Origin of the sequence: Paenibacillus sp. NPDC058071 (assembly GCF_042885235.1) — a bacterium.
Classification (GTDB): Bacteria; Bacillota; Bacilli; order Paenibacillales; family Paenibacillaceae; genus Pristimantibacillus.
Genome location: NZ_JBHVSK010000008.1, coordinates 185,643 through 201,616 on the forward strand (window position 1 = coordinate 185,643; position 15,974 = coordinate 201,616).

A 15,974-nucleotide genomic window follows, 5' to 3' on the forward strand; every position below is an offset into this window, starting at 1 on the left:
CTCCTTCAAATAGATTTATGATGTAAAACAAAAAAAACACCTATCACTATTATGTGAAAGGTGTTTGACAAACGGGCATACGGACATACCCATGCCTGAATAAGGCACAGCTAAACATCTCTCCTTTCATCCTCGTGAAATCGTAGAATAAAGTAAATGGCACGTATCCTGGCTTTGCTTCATCGTATAGCTAACTCCTTCCCGTATTGAACATACAGTGGAAACACGTTAACCTACTCGGCGTTACAGTGGCGGGACCGCGTCAGAATTGCACTGATCTTCCATTTTAAGCTGTGTAAACACAGCACCATTTACCTATATATGAAGTTGTAGTTGGATGGCCACTATATATATAGATTCTACCGTTAACAGCATGAACTATAAGTCCTACTAATGGATCGCCCATTGAAGAATAACCCATTTCGATATGGAGTGCAATCGTTAGTTGGCCAGAAAAAGTGAATATTGCGTTTGTAAGGAGATACGAAGATTTTAGCTGGCGATTGAATAAGGTAGCATTAATTGACTGTCCAATAAATATATGGAATTATACAGGAGGGTGATTACATGGAGAAATTAATAGATAGCAAAAACTCAGAGCTTATACGTACTAAAGGAGGCTCCCGAAAAGGGGCAGGCCGCAAGCCAATAGGCGTTACTCGAAAAATATCGCTGACCTTGCCGCAATCATTATGGGAAGAAATCGATCGTTGCTGTCATAGGGGCGATCACTCCGTTTCCGAGGTACTGCGATCCATTATTGAAGACAACCTGCATAATGCCGATCTTTTGTAGATTCAGTAAGTGTAGAGGAGGCTCGAGCTAATGATTCAGGATTATATTGACGTATCAGGCGGACGAATTTTTTATACCGTTTCAGGAAGTGGCGATCCTCTTATTCTGATTCATGGAAATTTCAATGATCATCAAATCTGGAATGAGCAGGTTGACTCTCTTGCCGCACAGTATAAAGTCATTCGCTATGATTTACGAGGATACGGCCTTTCCAGTACGCCAACCGCTCCCTTCTCCAATGTCGATGATTTAAAAGCTTTGGTTGATTCCTTGAAGCTGCAAAACGTTACTTTAGTTGGTTCATCGCTGGGCGGCAGCGTTGCCGTGAACTTCACTCTCGCTTATCCCGGGCTGGTTAACGCTCTTATTCTAGTTTCCCCCTCGATCAATGGCCGTTCTTATCCTATGAAAATGATGTGGGAGGGAATTAGGAATTTTATTAATACCCGTCTGAAGGGTCGCGAAAAAGCGATTGAAGCATTCATTGCGAATCCGTTCTGGCAATACTTTTTTCCTTCCGCAGGAAAAGATGAGGCTCGTAATAAAGTGCTCCATAATGTTCGAAACAGCAGCAACTTCTGTCGCTTCTCTCCAAATCTCTCTACCGTTATTAAACCTTATGCCTTCAACCGACTCCAAGAGATTAACATCCCAATCCTTACTATTATCTCGGATCAAGATCATCCGTTTAACATAACAACAGCAGAGTCCTTGCATGCGAAAATGAACCGATCCTTCAAGACGATGATGCAAGGCTGCGGACATCTTCCTTTTATTGAGGAGCCGCAGCTATTTAATCAGCATATTCTTGATTTTCTCGGCTCAAAACCGAAATCAGTGCATGACTTGAAGTGAGAGGGAGCGCTACGGGTCAGAGGGTTCTTCCGATCGCCATTAAGCCTGATTCCTTAGGGGAGACCGTCGACGACATTCTCCTTATTAAATGAAGTACCGTAAAGCCATGATCGAAATCATACCTGTAATCACTGTTCCGAGCAAGCTTTTTGTTTTAATCGCGACGAGAACCGTGGGGATCGCTGCCAGTAGCTCGATATTGTTTAACAGGGAAAACTGCCCTTTCTGCACGAATAGCTCCTGTCCGACCAATGCCGCCATTACAGATATCGGCACATAGTCCAGCCAGCGAATGGCCCACTCCGGAAGTTCCATCCGGCTCAAAACGATAAGAGGCACTACCCGAGGCAGAAATGTCAGCAAGGCAGCTCCGACAATCATCAAAAAGACATCCCATCTTACTTCCATTTATCAATCACCATCCCAATCGTAGCAGCGACTACCGTAGCCACAATAACCCCCACATGCCCCGGGTAAATAACCGCTATGCCTACTGCAATAACTATCGCACATACCGCTACAATAACATCGATTTTCACCTTTTTACGACTGACAATCGCCAGAATTAACAGACCGATAAACATAGCAGCCAGCGCAAAATCCAGTCCGAACTTCTCAGGCTCTGAAATCCATTGTCCAAAATAGGCGCCTGCAATATTGGCGACAATCCAATTGAGGTACGCGGTCAGATTCAAGCCGTGCATCCATTTTTCATGGATTTGTTTTTTTCTTGCTGCTTCATTAATGGCAACGCCAAAGGTTTCATCCGTCAAAAGCGAGCCTATCAGCATATTTTTAAACGGGGTAAGGTGGCGAAAATAGGGTGACAGTGCCGCACTGAGCAAAATATGCCGTAAATTCACAAAAAATATCGTAACCATAATCGCCGTTGCCGAACTCCCTGCGACAATCATTCCGGCAAAAATAAACTGCCCAGAGCCTGCATACAGCAATACACTCAGAAGGATAATCTCCATAATGCTGAGACCCGCCGTCTTTTCCAAAACACCCGCTGCGAAACCAATGCTTAAATACCCCAGCAACGTTGGAATACAATCCTTCACGCCCTGCAAAAAGCTGCCTTCGTCTCTTGGAGTCGCAGATGATGTTGCCTGTAGCCCTTCTTGACTCACTCTCTTTCCTCTTCTCCACTTTTTCTATATAGATGTTAGATGTATAACGACTATGAAAATAAGAAAGAAAATACGGTTCACGCTACATGAACCGTTTTCCTGTTACCACTTGATAGAGATCCGGTTTGTTTCTCCAAAGCGCTTCTACCTTTTCTGGCCCAAGCACCTTGGTTACCTCGGCAAACATAATGTCATGGCGAATGTATTCGATGGCTACGAGGACAAGCGCCGGGTCCTGGGTTTTGACGGCCCAAGCAACTTGATTGGGTCCGAAGTTTGCGATCAACACTTCTTCTTTATCCCGCGCCACGATGGTCAGATGACCGCCCAATCGCTCCTCCGCCACTTCTGGAGCCATATAATCGTGATGATAGGTGATCCCCACCTGCGTTTCTGCTTTTCCGAACAGCACAGAAAAAACAGAAATGCCTTCGTTCACACGACGATCTATCCGCTCCTTGATAAACCCAACCTGCGGCTCCCAAACGGATAACCAGAGCTCTTCCTTGGCTCCCTCGATCATCTCGTTGATTTCCATCAGCACGTGCTCGTCGCTGCTGATTCGCCTGATAACATCCACTTCTTGCTCGCTTTCCAGTGCGCTCAGCTTCTTCTCTAAGTAATCAAAAGATTGCTCAAAGTTGCTGCGCAGTCTCCCGATCAAGTCCTTAGCCGGCAACGGCGCATACGTGACCGGCTCTGAAGGTACGGTATGAACCGCCCCTTTGTCGAGCAGCTTGCCGATCACTTCATAAATCATGGAACGCGGTACGCCGGAGCGTTTGCTGATTTCGTAGCCTGTAATTGGAGAGTTCTTCAACAAGCTGATGTAGGCTTTGCATTCGTATTGAGAAAAACCGAGCTTTTGCAGCTCTTTATAGATATCTTCCATAAGGACCTCATAGTAGTTAGTCTTATACTTACTATAAAATGCTGTGCTTGTGGTGTCAAGCTTCCCCTTACTTGCAGTCAAACGCTGTTTCGGTTTTGTTCAACAAAAACAGACAGACTTCAGCAAAATTTGCTAATTGGTACCAGAAGAAACTACAATAGAGTTATAGCATTATAATGATTAATTAGGAGGTTGCTAGAAATGAGCTCATTTTCCACATGGCTGCAAAGCACCAAGCAAGGACTAAACGATCAGGTGAAGAAATTTAAAAATAAAGACTTTCTGGATGCGGTCGTTGCAGGCTGCGCAATCGTAGCAGGCGCCGACGGTTCCATCGACTCTGCTGAGAAACAAAAAATGGCCGGCTATATCAGCCGCAGCGAAGAGCTAAAAGTATTTGAAATGAGCGACGTCATTAACCGCTTTAATCATTACGTAGGCAACATCGAATTTGACGGCATGATCGGTAAGCAAGAAGCGTTGAAGGCAATTGCCAAATTTCGCAGTAAACCGGAAATCGGCCGCGTAATCGTCGGCGTGTGCAGTGCCATTGGCGCAGCAGACGGTGATTTCGATTTGCAGGAGCAGGCTGCTGTTCGCGACATCTGCAACACATTGGGTCTTAACCCAGGCGAGTTCAACCTATAATAAAGCAAAGCTAAAGAACCTCCAAAGCCGCAGAAAACTGGGCATTGGAGGTTCTTTTCTTTTCGTGAAATACATCCTATTCTAAATCAAACCTTGGCGCCTTTATCCGATGCCAAGTAGTTTTGTTTTCGCTTCTCCGTAGAACTTGACGATCTGCTGTATCTTCTGAAACTCCGGATCAGCTGGCCCCAGTTCAGCCATGAACATCCGGTGTAAAATTTGATTGTACACCTGTTGACGCGTTTCTATGAGTTCAATCTCGATTCGAATCAAATCTTCCAGTTCATTCTCTTGAATCAGCCGATCAATATCTATAGATGGAGCCGGAGGGAACGGCTCATCATCCCATAAGCGTCCCGAGCGGCGGTCCAACCGCGGATGCGGCAGCTCCTCATATTCGACTTCCTGTTGTGCAAGCGAAATCGAGGTACTCAGCTCCGATAGGATAATTCCCTCTTTCGCCAGCATCACCTGAAACGGCCGATGCTGAAGCAGATCGGCAATGACCAGCCTGCTCATATCTCTGTTGCGAATAAGGGAGGCATCGAAGGGATGGAGGACCCATTGCTGGTCGCGATAGAACAGATCGAAAGTAAACCATTCTCCGCCATATACATAGCGAATGTTAATATTGGACTCTGAAATGATTTCATAGGTAAACTCCAAATGATTACCTCCGATCAGCTAGTATAATGTAATTCAATTATACCAAATCAGAGGCAATCACAACTAGTCTCTTCCAAAAACGTTCGGTGGATCCAGGATGGCTTCTGCTCTTTCAGAACTGGCAACGACAATTAAAATGACGAGCAGCGCTGCAAGGACAATTCCGCTTATCATAGCCTGATCACCTCTTTTTTCTTTAAGGCTATGCCGCCTGGTTTGCTTTTATGAGCATTTTATGAGCAATATCCTCGCTTTTCCTTATGTTTTGACACACCCAGAGCACAAAAAAAACGAGCCCTTCAGGGCTCGTCCATTTCTAAAGAAGCGGTATAAATAATTACTCTAAAAAGCCTCTGGCTGCCGCTCTCGGAAGCTCAGCCGCAGCCGCTCCAGAGCCCGCTTGGATGCCCAAGCGCTGGCCAACCTGCTGATTGATCTGCGTCATTTTCTCCGTCTGTTGCGAAACGGTTTGAATAATTTGACGGTTTGAGTTCTCGTATTTGTCCATTGCCGAGAACAAATCCGACATTGCCCGTTCAACCAGCTCCATGCTCATCGCCGGCTTGGTCAAAGCTTGATTGGCCTTATCGCTCGTTTCATTCAGCAAACGCGCATTCTCGGCGAATTGATTGCCCAGCATCTCGTTCGTTGAATTCACGGCATCAATCGCTTTCATCTGATCATCAATCGCACTCGCAATCAAGACCGAAACCGACATCAGATGCTGTGTCTTGTCAATGGAGCTGTCCAGCGCATCCATCAGCTTGTCATTGGTGTCATTAATAATATCGGTTGCTGCAATCGCCTGTTGATAGAGCATAATCATTTCGGTATTCGTTTGAAGCTTGGTTACGACCTTCCGAAGGCCACGCTCTAAATACGTTTTTCGGTAATCATTCTCGGGCTTTGCAATCTCGTCCTCGAACAATTTTTTGAGACGATTGCCATATTCAACGAGCAGCTGCAAATCATAAACATTATCCAAGCTGCTGCGCTTTAAGTTACGCATGTGTATAACATTCTCTTCCAGATTATCACGGCCGTCACGCAGCGATTTTACGATAACCTGTACGTTCGTTTTCGCCGATTGATATTTATAAATGTAGTTTTTCATCGGCGCTTTCCGCATCAGCTTCTGCACGAGCGTCAATTGCTTGCTTCTGCTCAAATCCTCAACCTCGCTGCGCAGCTTAAGCATATTGGTTGCGACTTCGGAGCGTTTACCGGACATAAGATCGGCCAGAGGTCTCTCTAGCATGGTAAGCGTCTGCCCAGAGCGCTCCAGCGTCTTTTGTCCTTTTCTCGTAATCTCATCCATCAGCGTGTCCAGATTCATTGCATCTGTAGTCGCTACCTTCTGCATCGTGCTTTGTACTTCTTGCTCCAGCTTCTGAAGATCTTCGTTTTTAATCTGTACGAGCTGTTGTGACATGGTTCATTTCCCCTTTCGATGGTTGATAACATGATATATGAGTTTTTTATGTGATAACTAGTTCATTTGCCTGACGGCAGCTTTAATCAGTCAGACGATAACGCTGTTGGATTAATTCTGCTTTCGTGTGCAGCTCCATAAGGTCCTTCTGCTCAATGGTCTGCGTATAGAAAGTAAGCTTGGAATTAATATCCTTAATGCCGTCGAGCAAAATCCTCCTGTTCTTGCTCTTCGCCTCGCCGCTCAGCCTGATAAAAGGATTAATGGTCGAATTTAGATCTTTTCTTACTAAACGTACGATATTATAGTTGATGCTTTCATCGCCCAATGCCACTAAATCCGGAATGATCCGGTTAAGGCGGGAAAGCAAGGCCAGCGTTTTTTGAACGATTTCATCGTCCAGATTGTTCTTCTCGCCTTCGAGCAACACCATATCCTCAATAATGCCAATATATTCTAACGCAGATGCAAGCTCGGGATCCTGAATCGTCGGATGGGGTGCAGCTGAAGCTTCAACTTGTGCCGCCGAGCCTTGTGCTGAAGGCAGCCCTGTTGATGATTGCGTGGGCACATGATCTGTTCGCTGCTGCTGTGGCTCAATGGCGTCAGGATGAATCTCCCGCCTGCCGCGCTGCTTTATTGAGAGTGCAATAAGCAAACCAACCGCAGGTATGGCAATCGCGATATAGGGAGATGAAACCCAATAAACGATTAGCGCTGCTACATAACTGACAGTCGCTATGCCTAAGCTTTTTTTCATATTATTCAATGCTGCACCTCCGTTATAAGCTTGCTAATCCTGATATTTATGCTAGTTTCTCTATTCCAATTATCTCGTTTTTGGTATGCGTAAGTCAATTTTTAAAACAACAAAAATACAGACAACACCATTTCTCGCTATTATTAGACAACGCCATCGGCTAAAAACCGAAATCAGTGCTTGACTTGAACTGAGGCGAAGCGCTGCGGGTCAGAGGGTTCTTCGCTGCTCTCTCCTTTTCCGCAAATTTCTCCTTCAAAAAAGAAAAAGAAGGGACTCGCGTCGCCTTCTTTTTCTACATGATCTGTATAGTTTGCGCGTGGCTAGCACACCCCGATAAACATGCGCTAATCAGCTATTGCTTCATAATTAATGGCTGTTCCACATAACCCGCTTGGATACCGAACTGGGGAACAGGCGGAGTAAGCTGTTTACCCTGAAGCGCTTGAACAGCCAAATAAGGCATATTCACACCGGATAGGCAGGTGATATAGAGACCGCCGGACATGCGCGGGTTGATTTCCAGCAATTTTGGAATGCCGTTCGAATAACGAACTTGAATATTGAAAGCATAAGGAATACGCAGCGCTACAGCAATTTTTGAGGCAATATCCAGCAGCTCCGGCGATTCCTCGAGCAGATAGGTGCGCCCCGTCGATTTGCGGCGAGGAATTGCGGTGAGCAGTTCACCCTCAGCGGTAGCTACACAATCGATGCTGTATTCTGTCCCCTCCAGAAGCTCCATCACCATCAGCGGCTCGAATTGCTCCGTCATAGACAAAGTCTGATAAGCCTGTTCAAAAGTCGTGCTCAATGTCACATAGCCGTAAATGTCCCGAAGCGGATCACGTTCATTGTCGATAATGCGGAAGCCCATGCCTCCCTCCGACTTTGTCGGTTTAAAGCAAACCTTATGTCCCGCTGCCACAAGCTCCTCGTATGCTTCTTTGAATTGTTCAGCCGTATGAACCACACGGTAATCAGGAATGGCAACCAGTTCTTTATCCCGTACTGCCTCGTAAAATTTATCCTTCTCAATCATCGCATCGAGCAGCTCGATATCGCGGCAAACCATCACCTTCGTGCCAATCTCGTCAAACAAATGCACGTACCGAGATATTTCCTCCATATGCAGGCGCGGAATAAAAATATCGATTCGATTCTCCTTGCAAAACTCGATGCAGAAATCTACATACTCCCGTCCAAATACGGCTGGTTCGGTGCCAATATGGTCCGACGCCAGCAAGGACATGTGATTGATGTCAGGATGAGTGCCGAAAAATTCAAATGCTTCGCCATCCGGGTTGTTTCGAATCATATTAATGTAGTGATAAGCTACCGAAAACCACCGATTCATATATACGCGTGTCATGTCAGTTACCTTCTCCCTATCATTTAGAATAATGTAGTGCTTGGTACTTTCACTTAAGCTCTGCGAGTATGCTCCAGGACGGTGTCCAACAGCTCATCCGACGCATACGCGCCTCTCGCTTCTGTAAATTGGATATGAGGATGCGTATCATATGTTCGCCCTAATTCACCATGAGCGGGCGATAGCGCAAAATCAGCAGCCATCAGCAGACTTTCATCCAGCAAGCTGTCGCCAGCGGCATAGACAAAGCTTGCGCCAAGCTTCTCTTTCACATATTGGATGGCCGCCCCTTTGCTTACTCTCTCCGGCACCAAATAGATTTTGCGACCTTGCAGCGAATAGCTCCATCCGTGTGCGGCCAGCTCCGTGCGCAGCTCTTCAAGCGCCTCCAGCGGCAGATTGTCCCGCTCCACCCTAATGGAATAAAACAGCTCATCGCAGAGATCGTTTGATTTCACCCAATGATCGCTGGCAATTTTCGCAAACAGGCTGGCAATTTCCGTATGCTCGGCACAATTTCGTTTAACCGCATCGCGTACATGGCTATTCCATTCGTAATCTACTTGGCCGTTGACCAGAATGGTTCCGCCGTTGCTCACGATCACATACTCCGGTTGAAACAGTTCCCTGATTCCAAATATCCGGTTATACTGCTCGGGAATTCGGGTCGTCACAGGCACAAAACGAGCAACACCCGCCAGCTCCTTCAGCTTCTCGACAGCAGGCTTGGTCATATAGGAAATATACCTGCCCTCATAAAGTTCCACCGGAACCATGTCCTCAATGACAGCCTCACCCTTGGATCTAGCAGAATAAATAAGGGTTTGATCCAGATCGCTTGCAAAAATCATTCTGCGTCCCCCTTCAATGCTTTAATGATTCCGCAGCATGAATAGGTCATATCCGGATAGGGTTCGACAGGCACGCCGCGTTCCTGCGCAAGCAGAAGAATATGCTTCAGATTTGGATTATCCAAGCGATCTACGAGGATTTTCCAAGGCACTCTGCGCAGAAGGACTCTGGTCGTCTCTCCGACGCCCGGCTTTACAAAGTTAACGTTGGTTATGCCAAAATCGTTTTGGATACGAGCGATATCCCGCATACCCTGCCAAGTGACTTCCGTTTGCTCAGGATGCGCTTGCATTTGAAAGGCTTCTTCCTTTGCTTCAATCGCCGACTGATCGAAATAAGCAGCTATGCTGTCTACAAAAACACGGGATAAATCGGATGATTCCCAATCCTTATAATATTTGGCGCCATGAAAATCATCTGGACCAATCAGATCGTCACGCAAAACGGTGCGGCTAATCAGACCTGAAACCGTAGAGTTCAGACAGGCGCTTGGAATAAGAAAATCTTCTCTTGTGCCGAATGTGTTCGCGCAATAGCCTGGGTCCGCCAGCACAGCCAGCTCATCATTCAACTGGATACCGTATTTTTCGTTCATACGCTCACAAGCAGCAATCAGAACCTTACGGATAGCACCCTTGCCTGTCCAGCCGTCCACGAACTGTACCGCCTTACCGGGATGATTCTCATTCATGTACAGTAATGCATTCTCGTCGATCCCTTTGCCTCTTATAATCGAGAGGCTGTAATGCGGAAGATTGACACCGTACATTTGCTTAATATAGCGTTTGATCAGAACTCCGATAGGCGTACCGCCTCGGGCTAGCGATGCCAGCACAACATCAAATCCATGCTTCTTGATGATCATTTCTGATACGGTGCCAACAGCTCTCGCTATTCGGACCGCCGAATCCTTCAACGCCAGTTCAAAGAGCCGGATATATTCATCCGTTGGCTGGTACTCGATCGGCAAGCTTTCAGAGTAATGGCCTCCGGTCTGCATCGCCGCTTCTCTATCCTCCGTGCGCTGCTCCAGCGAAACATGGCTCAAATCCTTAAGCAGGAAAGTAACGTCATCCGGATCATAGCTGCCGATCGGGACAGGAGCTTTCAGCCGCTTACGACTGAAATAGACAATATGGACATGAGGGATGCCTAAACTGTTGAGGACGTCTCTAAGCTCCTCTAATTGACTCGCCGCAACCTCTCGTTCCAAGAAAATAAACATTTCATCGTAATAGCCTTGCGGAATGTTATACATGAAATTCGTCACATCCGCATGCTCAGGAGAGGTAAAGCGGAATGCCGAATGAACAGCATAATCCGAACCGGCATGCGGATGGATTGGGCTGCGTGTACTCGACTGATACCAAGTATCTGAGCCAAGCTTCGCTGCTACCCGCATCGGAATATACATAAACTCGCCCGTGCCCATACATAGCGCGTTTGTTCCCTTTCTATGCCTGTTCAAGAAAGCCGCAGCGCGATCTACTTCTGCATCCAGCGCCAAACTGCCCTCTGCCGATAGACCAAAACGGCCGGTGTTCAGCAAATAAGAAACTTCATCCCCCTTAGCCGCCAAGCCCTCAAAGCAATGATTGACATAAAGGAAGTCAATTGTGGTCTCTTCCTTCAACTTGCGCTGTTCAATCAAATCATCTGAGCTTTCCACAGGAGTTCCTTTTACCTCGATCTGCCCAGATATGAGCGATAAGCAGCTAATACTTATACCGAGCTCCCGCTCCAAATCGGTGAAGCGCTGAATATGCTCTGTTGATCTCCAGTCCAACAGACTGGCAACCACATAGCTTTTCCTGCCATACCGAGCGTTCAGATCACGAATGATATTAATGGTCGTTTTTCCGGTAGTCATTTCGTCATCTACCAAAATAATGGTTTGCGCTTGTTCAAACAAAGAGGGGTCTGCGGCATAGCAACGATGTGTCGTCGCATGCGAATGCTCTTCTTCAAAATCGATGCAGGAGGTCATATACGCAATACTCTCCCGCGTCGTATGCAAATAGGATGCTTGTCCGTCGAACATATCAAACATGCTGTGGCCAAGAGCTGTAGCCGTTTCGGCAAATCCAATAAAGAGCGTTTTTTCATCCAATCTCATTTTGTTGCTCTTCAACTGTTCATAGATAGCAGCTGCGGAATTGGGCTCCTCGAATGCCTGCAGCAGCTGCTCAAGCGGAACGGGAAGCTGCTCCCCTCTGAACTGCTGATACAATAAACCGAGCGCGGCACCTGATAATAGAGAAATATGAGGCCTTACCGGAATATGCTTGCCGAGCACTTTACTAACGAATAAGAAGCCCCGTTTCTTATTGATCCTTGCCGCCATCTGAAACAGCCGCTCCAACGGAAGATCGAATACATTTCCCGTCACTTTTATCGTAACCTCTAAATCTCCAATAATATTAAACGATTGCTGATTCTCGTTCTGCTGCAAGAAGGCAGGTGAAGTTCTGGTTTTCATTGAGCACCCCGTATATGTTTGATCTGATCATTATTTTTCTGGCCCAAGTCATATGCGGCTTGAATTCATTCATCTTGTTGGAATAGCGGCTCTTCATCACGCCCAAATCGCCTTGTCCGTTCTCAATAATGTGCAGAGCATCCATATACTCCTCATGCGTGACGACAAACATCGACTGCACCGGCTTGATATGGGTTGGGTGAATAATCGTTTTTCCGAGAAGGCCATTTTCTTTGTCCATGGCTACCTCGCGAATAAGTCCGTCTACATATTTATTGATATAATCCATCCGTAGAATTCGGCCATGCCGCCCCATGCTTTCCTCAAAAGGCGTTTGCCGAAGCTGCGGCTTAAATACGCGATCACTTTTGAAATATTCCCACACCGGACCCGATATCACATATTGATTGTCCATTCGGCCAAATACATTTACAATATCCGCAATGCAATCTCGTATTACGCCTATATCATAGATGGTATGATCAGGACTTCTGCGAAGCCCAAATAAACTTGAAAAGTCTGTAGCTCCAATTCGTACATTCAGCACGTATTCCTTATATTCATTCAGCAGTGCGGAAATGCCCTGCAGCGTCTCCTGTCTCTTCTCGCGGTAAATAACATCAGCGCTCTCCAAAATAGGCATGCCGTACAGGATTGGACCGTTCGGAGCTTTGCCTTTGTTGTAATCCGCCAGCAGTCTCAAATACTCTCTGCCCGTTTCCACATTGAATTTAGGGAAAACAATGCCGGTTACAAAACTGATTTCTTCTTCGAAAAAAGAGAGTATCCGCTTTAATTGCCCGAAGGAGCGAACTCTGATAAAAATAAGCGGGATATCGTCGGAACGCAGCAATCCAGTCGCAGTGTAGTGACCAATCTTTAAGAGTGTTGCTTTCAATGTTGCTTCTGCATACTCCAGCTGGTTATCGCCTACTGCATCTTCAAGGTCTATCACCATAGACACGAGTCCTTCGTGTTTTACGGCTACCAAATCATCTGCTATGTTATCCTTGGTTGCCGGCATATAAAGCGCAGCACCAACCGCGTGAGCAATAATTTCTTTGTCAGCATAATTATTGAACTGAGTCGGAAGGGAATAAAAGAAATTCTGCTCTTCTTCATTGGTAAGATAGTTAAAATACCTCAAAGTTATCCCTCCTAAAAATGATGCACCGCAAGCTGAGAGTGAAAAAATATCCCTCGTGACTCATTGAGGGATATTTCAAATTGAAATCTTATTTGTCAATTACGCGGCCTTCGAGATCCTTCTTTTTACGCGCAGCGCTATAAATAAGCGTGCCTCCAAATACCGCGATAATTAAACCGAAGAACAAGCTGTGCGGAACTTCGAAGCCGTACGCACCAGCGATCATTTTCAAACCGATAATAATGATGAGAATAAAAGCTGCCTTCTCAAGCTCTGGAAATCTATCGATCAGCTTGAGGAATACTTGGGCAATGCCGCGCATCATAAGAACGCCGAGAATACCGCCGAGGAACAACACCCATACCTCTTCGCTCACGCCAAATGCGGCTAGAACGCTATCGATACTGAACGCAATATCCATAATTTCAACAGCGAGCACCGTACGCCAGAAGCCATAGCCTTTGTTTTGGACTTCCTTTTCTTCGTCGCTGCCCTTCTTGCCAATGTAAGGAATCAAAGGAATATTGCCAACACGGGCCAGCTTGAATTCGAGATGGAAGAGATGGCTTAAAGCGATCCATAGCAAATATAAACCGCCGGCTACTTTAATCCACGTAATCTGAACAAGATAAACACCCACACCGATGGCTATAAATCGGAAAATATAGGCTCCAATAATCCCGTAGAACAATGCGCGCTTCTGCTGCTCCTTCGGCAAATGTTTAACCATTACCGCTAAAACGAGCGCATTATCGGCCGATAGCAAGCCTTCTAACAAGACGAGCGTTGCAATGATGCCCCAGTTGGTAGGGTTCGTAAAAACTTCTGACAAGTTGTCCCAGTGAAAAAAGTTGCCGAAATTGGCTATGACGTTATGAAAAAAATCAACCATCTATGATAACCTCCGCAATATGCATCATTTGCTTCCTTGCACCCAGTGCAGACCCCAGCGATAAGCCTCATCGAGCTCCCGATGCCCTGAGAAATATTGCACAAGCCGCTGAATACTAAAGGTTTGATCATTTACATTCTCAACCATGGCAATTGCGCACATTCCTTTGTGATTGTTATGCTCGTCCATGCGAACTTCAATGTCCGGTCCGCCAGTTTGCTTAATCGTCACAACGCCTGCTGCTTCCGCCCAATTGGTTGCTCCTTCATAGATATACGCATAAATAACAATTCTCTTAATTTCCGACACTTTGTTGCCGTTTATGCGCAGATTCTCGCCCGTTTTAACCGAACCCGTGCGATCATCCCCATCCAGCGAAACGTACGGCGCTCTTGAGAAGTCGCCGAAGCTGCTGCCAAGGGCTTGTATTGCACCCTTCATCCCATTCTTCAATTCGTAGAGACAGCCGACATCGAGATCAACGCCAGCGCTTGAACGGCCAAAAAATCCGGTAGAACGTTGCTTTTGGTTCCAATTCAAGTTCACCACAATTTCGCCGAGTGCTCCAGTCCCCTTCTCTAAGTTGATGACGTCTCCCCGCTTGGTAAGGGAAATTTTGCTGAGGTTTACAGGTGCTGCTTTTGGCGGCGTTATAATAGGCTCAGGCGGTTTAGGCGGAATAATCGGGGTATTTACAGGTGCAGGCGGCGGAGTTGGCGCATCGGCCTTCACTTCGATGCCAAAGCTATTGCACAGCGCAGCAAGCCCGCCGGAATAGCCTGATCCAATGGCGTTGAATTTCCATTCGCCATTATATCTATATAAATCTCCTACGACAATCGCTGTTTCGATAGAGAAGTTTTTTTCGAGATCATACCGCAATATCTCACGGCCTGTGGTTTCGTCAACAACGCGAATATAAGCGCCATTCACGCTAGAAAAACTTTGTCTCCTCGCTTCGCCTTCATAAATGGTAAGTGTAAAAGAGATACGATCAATCGCTTGCGGCACCTCGCGAATACGAATGGCCACTTGTTCCTGGTCTACTCTTCCTGCCAAATTCCGTTTATTCTCTCCTACTAGCGCAATCGCTCCGCTGGTATCTCTCGGGTTGCTATAAAAGATCAAATCCGAGTCCCCGGCGACTTTGCCGTTCGAACGTAATAGAAAGGCTGAAAAATCAACATCAATGCCCGCTCCACTGCTCCATCCCATGCCGATAACAAGATTACTAATGGATGGATTGTTTTTCGTAATATCCGCCTTCTGGCCTTTCATCAATGCAAGCACCATGCGTGAACCGCCCTTCTATAAATTAGTTTAGGGCGGCTGAAAGCCAACTACCGCCCTAAACATCCGCTGTATTACACGGTTAATCCGTAATTTCGGCAAAGCGCGGCAAGCCCGCCGGAGAAGCCCGAGCCTATAGCTTGGAACTTCCAGTCCGATCCCTGACGGTAAAGCTCGCAAAATACAATCGCTGTCTCAATCGAAAACTCTTCCCCAAGATCATAACGGAGAATTTCTCTGCCTGTAGGCTCGTCTACTAGGCGGACAAAAGCATTCGATATTTGTCCAAAATTCTGGTGCTTAGACTCCGAATCATGAATCGTAACCGTAACCCCGATTCGTTGGATATGAGCGGGAACCTTCGAAAAATCGATTTTAATTTGTTCGTCGTCCCCGTCGCCTTCTCCCGTGCGGTTATCGCCCGTATGCTCAACCGCTCCGTTATAAGCGATCAAAGCGTTGTAGAAAACAAAATCCTTCTCGTCTTTGGCTTTGCCGTCCTGATGCAGCAGAAATGCGCTGGCATCGAGGTCGATTTCGCCTCCGCCCGAATATTTATTTGTATCCCAACCGAGACCTAATACAATCTTCGTAAGTCCGGGGTTTGTTTTCGTAAGATCAATCCGTTGTCCCTTTGAGAGATTAATCGACATTGTGTTACTCCTCCTTAGCGCCTGCCAGGTCTGAACGGTAACTGCAGAGCCCAGCAAACCAGTTTTGATAACTATTTTTTTGAAGCGCCAATCTGTTATAACTCTTTC

Annotated in this window: 16 protein-coding genes, 1 pseudogene and 1 riboswitch; of the genes and pseudogenes, 3 read left to right on the forward strand and 14 right to left on the reverse strand. The window is 46.4% G+C overall.

Annotated features, from left to right (window positions below):
• Window positions 1-141: 141 nt before the first annotated feature.
• A riboswitch (cobalamin riboswitch) is annotated at window positions 142-327 on the reverse strand.
• A 240-nt stretch (window positions 328-567) separates the two neighbouring features.
• Window positions 568-795, forward strand: coding sequence for a hypothetical protein (locus ACFVTB_RS15415; protein WP_387750606.1), 228 nt, complete (start codon window positions 568-570; stop codon window positions 793-795).
• Window positions 796-825: 30 nt separating this feature from the next.
• A complete protein-coding gene (locus ACFVTB_RS15420; protein WP_387750609.1) occupies window positions 826-1,650 on the forward strand; it encodes an alpha/beta fold hydrolase in 825 nt (274 codons plus the stop codon).
• Window positions 1,651-1,734: 84 nt separating this feature from the next.
• On the opposite strand, the gene ACFVTB_RS15425 is transcribed toward ACFVTB_RS15420, so the two are convergent.
• The 3 genes from ACFVTB_RS15425 to ACFVTB_RS15435 form a co-directional block, all read right to left on the reverse strand.
• Entirely contained in the window at window positions 1,735-2,058 is a 324-nt protein-coding gene (locus ACFVTB_RS15425) for an AzlD domain-containing protein (RefSeq protein WP_387750612.1), read from the reverse strand.
• Window positions 2,049-2,783 (reverse strand): AzlC family ABC transporter permease, encoded by a 735-nt coding sequence (locus ACFVTB_RS15430; RefSeq protein ID WP_387750615.1) that lies wholly within the window; start codon window positions 2,781-2,783, stop codon window positions 2,049-2,051. Before ACFVTB_RS15430 ends, ACFVTB_RS15425 begins: the two co-directional genes overlap by 10 nt.
• A gap of 82 nt (window positions 2,784-2,865) precedes the next feature.
• Window positions 2,866-3,675 carry a TrmB family transcriptional regulator gene (locus ACFVTB_RS15435; RefSeq protein WP_387750618.1) on the reverse strand — a complete coding sequence of 270 codons (810 nt, stop codon included), beginning with the start codon at window positions 3,673-3,675 and terminating at the stop codon, window positions 2,866-2,868.
• Between the two features lie 201 nt (window positions 3,676-3,876).
• Here ACFVTB_RS15435 and ACFVTB_RS15440 point away from each other — a divergent pair, with 201 nt between their 5' ends.
• On the forward strand, window positions 3,877-4,323 hold the full coding sequence (locus tag ACFVTB_RS15440; RefSeq protein WP_387750621.1) for a tellurite resistance TerB family protein: 447 nt from the start codon (window positions 3,877-3,879) through the stop codon (window positions 4,321-4,323).
• Window positions 4,324-4,425: 102 nt separating this feature from the next.
• On the opposite strand, the gene ACFVTB_RS15445 is transcribed toward ACFVTB_RS15440, so the two are convergent.
• From ACFVTB_RS15445 to ACFVTB_RS15495, 11 genes and pseudogenes are all read right to left on the reverse strand, one after another.
• Window positions 4,426-4,989 (reverse strand): hypothetical protein, encoded by a 564-nt coding sequence (locus tag ACFVTB_RS15445; RefSeq protein ID WP_387750623.1) that lies wholly within the window; start codon window positions 4,987-4,989, stop codon window positions 4,426-4,428.
• A gap of 337 nt (window positions 4,990-5,326) precedes the next feature.
• Window positions 5,327-6,421 carry a toxic anion resistance protein gene (locus ACFVTB_RS15450; protein WP_387750626.1) on the reverse strand — a complete coding sequence of 365 codons (1,095 nt, stop codon included), beginning with the start codon at window positions 6,419-6,421 and terminating at the stop codon, window positions 5,327-5,329.
• Window positions 6,422-6,503: 82 nt separating this feature from the next.
• Window positions 6,504-7,190, reverse strand: coding sequence for a hypothetical protein (locus tag ACFVTB_RS15455; RefSeq protein ID WP_387750628.1), 687 nt, complete (start codon window positions 7,188-7,190; stop codon window positions 6,504-6,506).
• Window positions 7,191-7,536: 346 nt separating this feature from the next.
• Entirely contained in the window at window positions 7,537-8,553 is a 1,017-nt protein-coding gene (locus ACFVTB_RS15460; RefSeq protein WP_387750629.1) for an ATP-grasp domain-containing protein, read from the reverse strand.
• A gap of 53 nt (window positions 8,554-8,606) precedes the next feature.
• A complete protein-coding gene (locus tag ACFVTB_RS15465) occupies window positions 8,607-9,404 on the reverse strand; it encodes an HAD family hydrolase (RefSeq protein ID WP_387750630.1) in 798 nt (265 codons plus the stop codon).
• A complete protein-coding gene (locus ACFVTB_RS15470) occupies window positions 9,401-10,555 on the reverse strand; it encodes a cysteine protease StiP family protein (RefSeq protein ID WP_387750802.1) in 1,155 nt (384 codons plus the stop codon). Before ACFVTB_RS15470 ends, ACFVTB_RS15465 begins: the two co-directional genes overlap by 4 nt.
• Before the next feature lie 24 nt (window positions 10,556-10,579).
• Window positions 10,580-11,884 (reverse strand): annotated as a pseudogene (locus ACFVTB_RS15475) (phosphoribosyltransferase family protein); the annotation flags it as partial.
• Window positions 11,826-13,031: an HpcH/HpaI aldolase/citrate lyase family protein gene (locus tag ACFVTB_RS15480; RefSeq protein ID WP_387750631.1), complete on the reverse strand. Its 1,206-nt coding sequence runs from the start codon at window positions 13,029-13,031 to the stop codon at window positions 11,826-11,828. The gene ACFVTB_RS15480 and the pseudogene ACFVTB_RS15475, both read right to left, overlap by 59 nt.
• 88 nt (window positions 13,032-13,119) lie before the next feature.
• Window positions 13,120-13,923 (reverse strand): TerC family protein, encoded by an 804-nt coding sequence (locus tag ACFVTB_RS15485; RefSeq protein WP_387750634.1) that lies wholly within the window; start codon window positions 13,921-13,923, stop codon window positions 13,120-13,122.
• A 24-nt stretch (window positions 13,924-13,947) separates the two neighbouring features.
• On the reverse strand, window positions 13,948-15,216 hold the full coding sequence (locus tag ACFVTB_RS15490; RefSeq protein ID WP_387750636.1) for a TerD family protein: 1,269 nt from the start codon (window positions 15,214-15,216) through the stop codon (window positions 13,948-13,950).
• Between the two features lie 71 nt (window positions 15,217-15,287).
• On the reverse strand, window positions 15,288-15,866 hold the full coding sequence (locus ACFVTB_RS15495) for a TerD family protein (protein ID WP_387750639.1): 579 nt from the start codon (window positions 15,864-15,866) through the stop codon (window positions 15,288-15,290).
• Window positions 15,867-15,974: the final 108 nt, after the last annotated feature.